6 protein-coding genes and 2 tRNA genes are annotated in these 7,096 nt (G+C 64.3%); 3 read left to right on the top strand and 5 right to left on the bottom strand.

Annotation, left to right across the window (positions count from 1 at the left end; genetic code table 11):
* Nucleotides 1-246: 246 nt before the first annotated feature.
* From DFO58_RS11155 to orn, 5 genes are all read right to left on the bottom strand, one after another.
* Nucleotides 247-1,566: a glycosyltransferase 87 family protein gene (locus DFO58_RS11155; protein ID WP_120990829.1), complete on the bottom strand. Its 1,320-nt coding sequence runs from the start codon at nt 1,564-1,566 to the stop codon at nt 247-249.
* Complete coding sequence (gene mptB, locus DFO58_RS11150) at nt 1,553-3,190, bottom strand: polyprenol phosphomannose-dependent alpha 1,6 mannosyltransferase MptB (RefSeq protein ID WP_147407270.1); 1,638 nt, start codon at nt 3,188-3,190, stop codon at nt 1,553-1,555. Before mptB (DFO58_RS11150) ends, DFO58_RS11155 begins: the two co-directional genes overlap by 14 nt.
* The gene (gene mptB, locus DFO58_RS11145) at nt 3,136-4,773 is read right to left on the bottom strand and encodes a polyprenol phosphomannose-dependent alpha 1,6 mannosyltransferase MptB (RefSeq protein ID WP_286163564.1); all 1,638 of its coding nucleotides are present in this window, start codon (nt 4,771-4,773) and stop codon (nt 3,136-3,138) included. Before mptB (DFO58_RS11145) ends, mptB (DFO58_RS11150) begins: the two co-directional genes overlap by 55 nt.
* A gap of 227 nt (nt 4,774-5,000) precedes the next feature.
* Nucleotides 5,001-5,076, bottom strand: a tRNA-His gene (locus DFO58_RS11140).
* A 160-nt stretch (nt 5,077-5,236) separates the two neighbouring features.
* Entirely contained in the window at nt 5,237-5,848 is a 612-nt protein-coding gene (orn, locus tag DFO58_RS11135; RefSeq protein WP_120990827.1) for an oligoribonuclease, read from the bottom strand.
* A 151-nt stretch (nt 5,849-5,999) separates the two neighbouring features.
* Here orn and DFO58_RS11130 point away from each other — a divergent pair.
* The 3 genes from DFO58_RS11130 to DFO58_RS11120 all read left to right on the top strand — a co-directional run bounded on the left by DFO58_RS11130 (nt 6,000) and on the right by DFO58_RS11120 (nt 7,040).
* Nucleotides 6,000-6,075, top strand: a tRNA-His gene (locus DFO58_RS11130).
* 312 nt (nt 6,076-6,387) lie between these two features.
* On the top strand, nt 6,388-6,810 hold the full coding sequence (locus tag DFO58_RS11125; protein WP_113607952.1) for a hypothetical protein: 423 nt from the start codon (nt 6,388-6,390) through the stop codon (nt 6,808-6,810).
* Nucleotides 6,810-7,040, top strand: coding sequence for a helix-turn-helix transcriptional regulator (locus DFO58_RS11120; protein ID WP_120990825.1), 231 nt, complete (start codon nt 6,810-6,812; stop codon nt 7,038-7,040). Before DFO58_RS11125 ends, DFO58_RS11120 begins: the two co-directional genes overlap by 1 nt.
* The last annotated feature ends 56 nt before the right edge of the window (nt 7,041-7,096 follow it).

Here is a 7,096-nt window from a genome sequence, read left to right as displayed (position 1 = left end):
CCCGGCACCGGAGCCTACTACCGGTCGGTCGCTCCCCCGGTGACCGGGTACCGGCACCGGCAGTTCCCGGACCTGCTCACCCAGTCCAAATGGGTGCGCGGGAAACCCTGGACCCGGGAGGAACTCGAAGACCCCCTCGAAGACCCCGACCCGTAGCAGCACGTCCTAAGAGTTCTCCGGGCAAAAGGAAACCGCCGATTTTCCCTTAAAGGAAAATCGGCGGCATCCGACGTGCTTGCTCAAGTCTCAGCTATTTTTTGCTGCTCCCAGAACGAAGGCATCCCCGGCATTCTCAATCGGCCCGGCCAGCGGATCGTCGGTTCCGTCAGCGCGCACGACATCGCGTTCAGGATTGCGGATATCTCCGATGACCTTGATGCAGATGTAGATCAGCATTACCATGTGGGCCACGATGCCCAGGCCGTACAGGATCTCGATGGTCCAGCTTCCACCGAAGTATCCTCCATCGGACACTGCCTTGGCGCTCCACAGCCAGACAACCGCCCAGTGGAATACCTCCACCAGCTGCCACACCAGGAATTCGCGCCACTTCGGACGGGCAAGTACGTACAGCGGGATCAGCCACATCACGAACTGCGGCGAGTACACCTTGCCCAGCAGCAGGAAGGCTGCGACGATCAGGAACGCGAGCTGGGCCATGCGCGGGCGGCGCTTGGCGGTCAGCCCGAGGTAGGCGATGCCCAGGCAGGCCAGGCCGAACAGCCCGTTGGACAGCAGCGACATGGTCGAACCCGACATGCCGGTCCCCGCGAAGGCCAACCACATCGAGGAGTTGCCTGCCGGGCGGTCCCCGGAGAACGTGTAGAAACGGCTCCACTCCTCAAAAGCTGTCAGCATGAACGGCACGTTAACTGCCAGCCAGGCAACGACGCCGGACGCCAGCGACACCCAGAAGTGGCGCATGCGCCCCGAGCGCAGGCACAGCACCAGGATCGCCCCGAAGAGGAAGAACGGGTACAGCTTGGCGGCGGCTCCGAGGCCCAGCAGCACGCCAGCCAGCACGATGTGCTTGCGCGAGAAGGCCAGCAGACCCAAGGTGGCGAGCATGACGGCCCACAAGTCCCAGTTCAGCTGGCTGGTGAGGATGATTCCCGGAGCCAGCGCGACCATGATGGCGTCGCGGCTGCGATGCCGGGCGGCGTAGGCGATCGCCACGACGATCACTGCCCAGCAGATGAAGGACAGCGCGGAGTTCAGGTCGAAGTACGCCAGCTGGCGCTCCGGGGAGAACCCGATGCCGGGGATCATCATCGCGGTCACGCCGGCGACGATGGCCAGCAGCACCGGGTATTCCAGTGCCTGCTCCGGCGGCAGTCCGGTGAAGTACGGGAACAGCTTGTCCGCCATGCCGCGGGTGCCGAAGAGCTGGGTGAAGTCCGAATAGCACATGTGCAGGTGCTGCTCGGCCGCAGGCCAGGCGTTCACGCGGCACCACTGCTTGGTCAGCACCGCGACGACGGCGCCGACCGCGGTCAGGACCAGCAGCCATAGGATCACCGGACGCGTCGCCTCGCGGGCGTTGAACAGGGTCTTAACCGGTTGCATCACGGTCCTGTTGCCTCGTTTCTTCTGGATTGGGAATACGTAGGAATTTGCGGGTCCGCGGGCTGAGCCGGCGTCCCAGGTGGCCGAACAGCGGCGCGGTCTTCGGGTCGATGAACACCATGTAGGCCACGCAGAGCAGGCCGACCAGGGCGGCGAAGATCCGCATCCACAGCAGGGAGAACCACTGCGCCACCGAGAGCTGGTCGACGACGCCGGCGATCGCCAGCACCAGGCACAGCACGTAGAGCAGGCGCTCCTGGCCGACGCTGAACTTCTTGCCCAGGGCGAAGAACGGGATCAGCCACAGCAGGTACCAGGGCTGGATGATCGGGGCCAGCAGCACGCTGGCCGCCAGCGCGTAGCCCGAGTAGAGCAGCGGATTTCCCGACGGCTTGCGCAGCGCCAGCCACGCGATGACGGCCATGCTGACCACCTTGAAGATCGCGTAGACCACGCCGGCCACGGTGCTGATGCTCCCGCCGAACAACGATCCGATCCAGCCGACCAGCAGGCCGAGCAGACCCACCGGCGCATACGGGAACGCAGCGTCTCCAGAGCTGGCCATGCCGCTGATCCAGCCGAACCACAGTCCGGTGGCGGCGCCCAGGGCGGCGAGGATCGCGGTGGTGAGCACGGTGATCCACAGCCAGACGCGCACCTTGGAACGCAGCCGGGCCTCGGGCTTGAGCATCGCCAGTCCCAGGAAGGGCAGCGCCAGCAGCATCACCGGCTTGATCGCGATGGACAGCGCCATGGCGATGGTTCCCAGCACGCGGCGCTTGCGGTAAACCAGCAGGAACGCCAGCAGCACGCCGCCGAGCATTAGTCCGTCGTTGTGCACGCCGCCGACCATGTTCATCAGGAACAGCGGGTTCACCACGGAGACCCACAGCGTCCAGGACGGATCGCCGCCGAGCTTGAGCGCCAGCCGCGGAATCGCGTAGATGCACAGTGCGACGCCTGCCACCGCGACCAGCCGCATCATGACCACGCCGTACTCGGGGACTCCCCCGGAGACGAAGTAGGCCAGCCGTGCGTACATCAGGAACAACGGGCCATAGGGCGAGGAGGATTCGGCCCACAGCGAGTCCGCGCCCTGGGCGAACCAGCCCGGAAGCTGGGAGACCCAGTTCTCGTAGGGCGAGAGCCCGGAATGCATGAGCCGCCCCTGCCCGAGGTACGAGTACACGTCCTGCGAGAGGATCGGGAAGGAGAACAGCATCGGCGCGGACCAGGTCCAGGCCGCCCGGCGCATCAGCCCAAGCGCCTGCGCACCCAGTGACCTGGTCGTCTGGCGCAGTCGCAGCCAGGCGCGGAACATCAGCACGGTGCCGACGGCCAGCAGCAGGGTGCAGATGATGACGCCGACGGTTTCGGCGCGCAGCGGGAGCACCAGCGGGGATCGGGCAAGCACGGATTCCTGGGCGTAGGGCAGCCAGCCCACGCCCCAGGAACCGCAGGTGACCATGACCGAGGCCAGCAGCCCCTGGAGGATCGGCCCCTTAGAGTCCTGCAGGCCCGGTCGCCGTGGTCCGGCCGCGGACTGTTGGTTTTCGCGGTGGATCGGGACTACGATGGCGCGACCTCGTCCTTCTTGGGGCCGCCCCGGAACACCCTCAGCCATTGCTTGGAGGGCACCAGTCCGGTGAAGAGCGTACGGGTACGCGGATCAAGGTAGGCCAGGTAGAACATCGCGACCCAGGAGATACCGGTGGACAGGTGCTTGACCCACGGGTCGAGGTCGCCGAGGAACTGCCAGATGAACAGCTGGTCAGCGGCGCCGAAGGCGATGAAGAATGCGGTGGTGAAGTACACCCAGACGATCTGCCAGTCGTCGCGGATGCCGGTCACGGCGAAGAACGGCAGCAGCCACAGCAGGTACCACGGCTGCACGATCGGCGAGAGCACCACCAGCGCGGTGAAGGCCAGCGCCATGCGCTGCACCAGGTGCGATGGCTTGCCCTTGAAGATCAGCACGAGCACCAGCACCACCGAGAGCAGGCGCCCGCCGACCTTCAGCACCGGGAGGATCCAGTTGGTGGGCAGCGAGAAGGCCTCGAAGATCCCGGAGAGCAGCGCGTTCAGGGCGCCGACGGGGGCGAACAGCACCGACCCGGTGCCGGTGCCCAGCATGACCTTCAGCCAGCCGATGCCGTAGCCGTTGGCCAGCCCGACGGCCAGCATGATCGCGGCGAACAGCGCCAGCGTGTAGCACCAGTACAGGATCTTGCGCGGCCACTTTGCCTCGGTTCCGGCCCACAGCAGGCCGATGAACGGCAGCAGCACCATGGTGATCGGCTTGATGCCGATGGACGCGGTCATCAGAACCACCGCGAGGATGCCGCGGCGGGTGGCGGCGTAGTAGGTTGCCGCCACGGCCAGGCCCACCATCACGGCGTCGTTGTGCGCGGAGGCGACGAAGCTGATCAGGAACAGCGGGTTGGCGACGGTGATCCATGCGGCCTTCGCTCCGGAGACGTGGTGCAGGGCCGCGAGCTTCGGCACGTAGATCAGGCACAGGATCACCCCGGCGAAGGCGATCAGGCGGAAGAGCAGCACCGAGAGGTCGGGGCTGAAGCCGACGGCGCGGAACACCCAGTATTCAAGCAGCAGGAACAGCGGGCCGTACGGGGTTTCGTCCTGCGCCCAGGTGATGTCGGTGCCCAGCTGGAACCAGTTGTTCAGCGAGGAGATGCCGGTGACGTACGGGTCCTGCCCGGCGTCGACCAGACGGCCCTGGCCGATGTAGGCGAAGACGTCTCGGGAGAAGATCGGCAGCGCCAGCAGCATCGGCGCCGACCAGATCCAGACGGCTTTCTTGACCGCCTTCAGCGATTCCGGGCCCCAGCCCGCGTGGATCTGGCCCAGCCGCAGCCAGGCACGGAAGAGGATCCAGCAGCCCAGGGTCAGCACCACGGTGGAGGTAATGACGCCGGCGTATTCGGTGCGGATGGCGATCAGCAGCGGATTGCGGTTCATCGGAGAGACGCTGGCCAGCCAGCCGACGCCGAAGGATCCCAGGGCGATCATGACCGAGCCAAGCAGCCCCTGCCACAGCGGGTCGAATCTCGCGCGGCGGGCGGTCGCCGACGGGGCGTCTGCCGCTGGCCGCGCTGCGGATTCCTTCCGCATATCTGGCGCCATCTTTTCCCTTTCGCCGTCCTCGAACCGCTCGGGGCGGCGGTTTGCCGCGTGTACTTTGCGCATGTCAGCAGGCCGAATCGGACCCGCTGCGAACTTCTCCCACGGCCGGGCGTTGGACGCCCAAAATTACCAAAGAATCAAGCGAAACTCTAGCATGCAGGGCTGCGCCAACCCCGGACGACAGCCCGCATGCGAAGCGAATCACACCATTGGATTTCCGGCGCCGCGTGGAACCGGCGGGGAATGAAAATCACCCGGCCGGAAACAGTGTTTCCGACCGGGTGATCGTTTGGGGTGAGTAACGGGGTTTGAACCCGCGACCTTCTGGACCACAACCAGACGCTCTACCGACTGAGCTATACCCACCATGTTCGCTTTCATACCAAGTCAAAACGCTTTTGCGTGGTGACCCCGCATTCGGCAACGAGAAATACTATACACACATTTTCCCGGTGCTGGCCAATTGAGAACGCCCCCGGCGGCTGTGGATTGCATCACCCGCCGCCGGGGCGCCGTCGATTGACTCCTAGGAAGGGTTCGACTTGATCTCGGCGGCGATCCCCGCGGCTACTGCCGAGGTCGGACCCGGCACTGGAACCATGACCGCGGCGCGGTAATAGCGCAGCTCGTCGATCGAGTCCTTGATATCGCCCAGGGCGCGGTGGTTGCCGTCCTTGGCCGGAGCCGAATAGTAGGCCTTGGGATACCAGCGGCGGCTGAGCTCCTTGATCGTGGACACGTCGACGATGCGGTAGTGAAGGTGCTCGATCACCTCAGGCATATCGCGCACCAGGAAGGTTTTGTCGGTGCCGACAGAGTTGCCTGCCAGCAGGGCGGTCTTCGGCTCCGGGGCGTAGGCGCGGATGTAGTCCATGACAATGGCGGTGGCCTCGGACATGGTCATGCCGCCGTCGAGCTCCTCGAGCAGGCCGCTATTGATGTGCATGTTGCGGACGAAGTCGCCCATCTGCTCCAAGGCCTGGGGCTCGGGCTTGATCACGACGGATACCCCGTCGCCCAGGACATTCAGTTCGGAGTCGGTCACCAGGACGGCGACCTCAATCAATGCGTCGTTTTCCAGGCTGAGCCCGGTCATTTCGCAATCGATCCACACAAGTTTTTCTGCAGAAGTAGGCATGAACTCAAATTTACCCCACCTAAAAATGCCATGTTCGGCACCGGAAAACGTGAATTGGCGTTTCCTCAAAGTTTCGGTGTATAGTAATTCTCGTTGCCAAGGACTTCAGTTGAAACGCAATCGCGTTGTGACTAGGTTCAAAGTGAACATGGTGGGTATAGCTCAGTCGGTAGAGCGTCTGGTTGTGGTCCAGAAGGTCGCGGGTTCAAACCCCGTTACTCACCCCAATATCGAGGTGCGAACCTTCGACTGTTGACGCAGTCGATGTTCGCACCTCGTTTTCATTCCGGACATTTCACCCATCAATATTCCGCAGCATTCCGTCGGTCCGGCTGGTCGCCTTTTGCCGAGCACGACAATCATCGAACGACGCTCCTGATTCGCGGGGCCAGCCAGCTCATTGGCGCTTAGCCACCCCAAGCTTGACCCCGGCGGACGTCTACAGTTTTTCGAACTCTGAATCATGTAGAAATTCTTGACACACGTGCTCCCCGGTCCTGCGGTTGTGATGTAAAAAATTATTTACATCTGGAGATGTCATGACATTCACAGAACGGTATACCTGGGCGGGGCTCATCCTCAGCATCGCTACCTTCGCCGCATACTGGATCGTCATCGTCATCCGCGCGGCCTCGGACGGGCTTCCCTTCGCCGAGGTCGCTTGGCAGGGTCCGATGCTCTGGGCCCTCATTCTCGGCGGCGGACTTTACGCGCTGGCCATGCTCGTATTGTGGATACGTGTTCGCGGCGAGGCGCATACCGACGCCCGCGACCACGAGATCGAACGCTACGCGGCCACCGCAGGCAGCGGCCTCACGGGGGTCGCCGTGCTGGCGACGCTTGTCATGCTGGCCCTGGCCGCGCCGCTTTTCTGGACTGCCACGGTGCTGTTCGCCGGATCCTTCCTCGGCTCCGTCGTGAGCACGGGCGTCACGCTGTCCGCCTACCGCAGGGGGTTCTAGTGGGCGGCTCCAAACCCACCAAGGTCACCAACTGCATCCGCGATCTGCGCACGGAGCTCGGGCTCACCCAGGCCGGCCTGGCAGCCACGCTCGGCGTCTCGCGCCAGACCGTCATCGCCATCGAACAGGGACGCCACTCGCCCTCGCTCGAAATGGCATTCCAAATCGCGCAGTCACTGCGCGTCCCGCTCGACGAGGTCTTCTCCTACCAGGGGGACGACGCGTTCTGACCCGCCGATGCCTAGCGCCGCTCAACGCTAGCTCCCTGGCGTCCCACCGCCCAAGG

Origin of the sequence: Arthrobacter sp. AG1021 (assembly GCF_003633665.1) — a bacterium.
In the GTDB taxonomy this organism is placed as follows: Bacteria; Actinomycetota; Actinomycetes; order Actinomycetales; family Micrococcaceae; genus Glutamicibacter; species Glutamicibacter soli.
The sequence above is the reverse complement of the archived record's forward strand: the minus strand, read 5'-3'. Positions and strand labels throughout refer to the sequence as shown.

Bases quoted from the DNA above. Each gene is read 5' to 3' on its own strand.
- DFO58_RS11155 (WP_120990829.1), bottom strand. From the start codon at position 1,566: ATGCAACCGGTTAAGACCCTGTTCAACGCCCGCGAGGCGACGCGTCCG.
- mptB (WP_147407270.1), bottom strand. From the start codon at position 3,190: ATGGCTGAGGGTGTTCCGGGGCGGCCCCAAGAAGGACGAGGTCGCGCC.
- mptB (WP_286163564.1), bottom strand. From the start codon at position 4,773: ATGCGCAAAGTACACGCGGCAAACCGCCGCCCCGAGCGGTTCGAGGAC.
- orn (WP_120990827.1), bottom strand. From the start codon at position 5,848: ATGCCTACTTCTGCAGAAAAACTTGTGTGGATCGATTGCGAAATGACC.
- DFO58_RS11125 (WP_113607952.1), top strand. From the start codon at position 6,388: ATGACATTCACAGAACGGTATACCTGGGCGGGGCTCATCCTCAGCATC.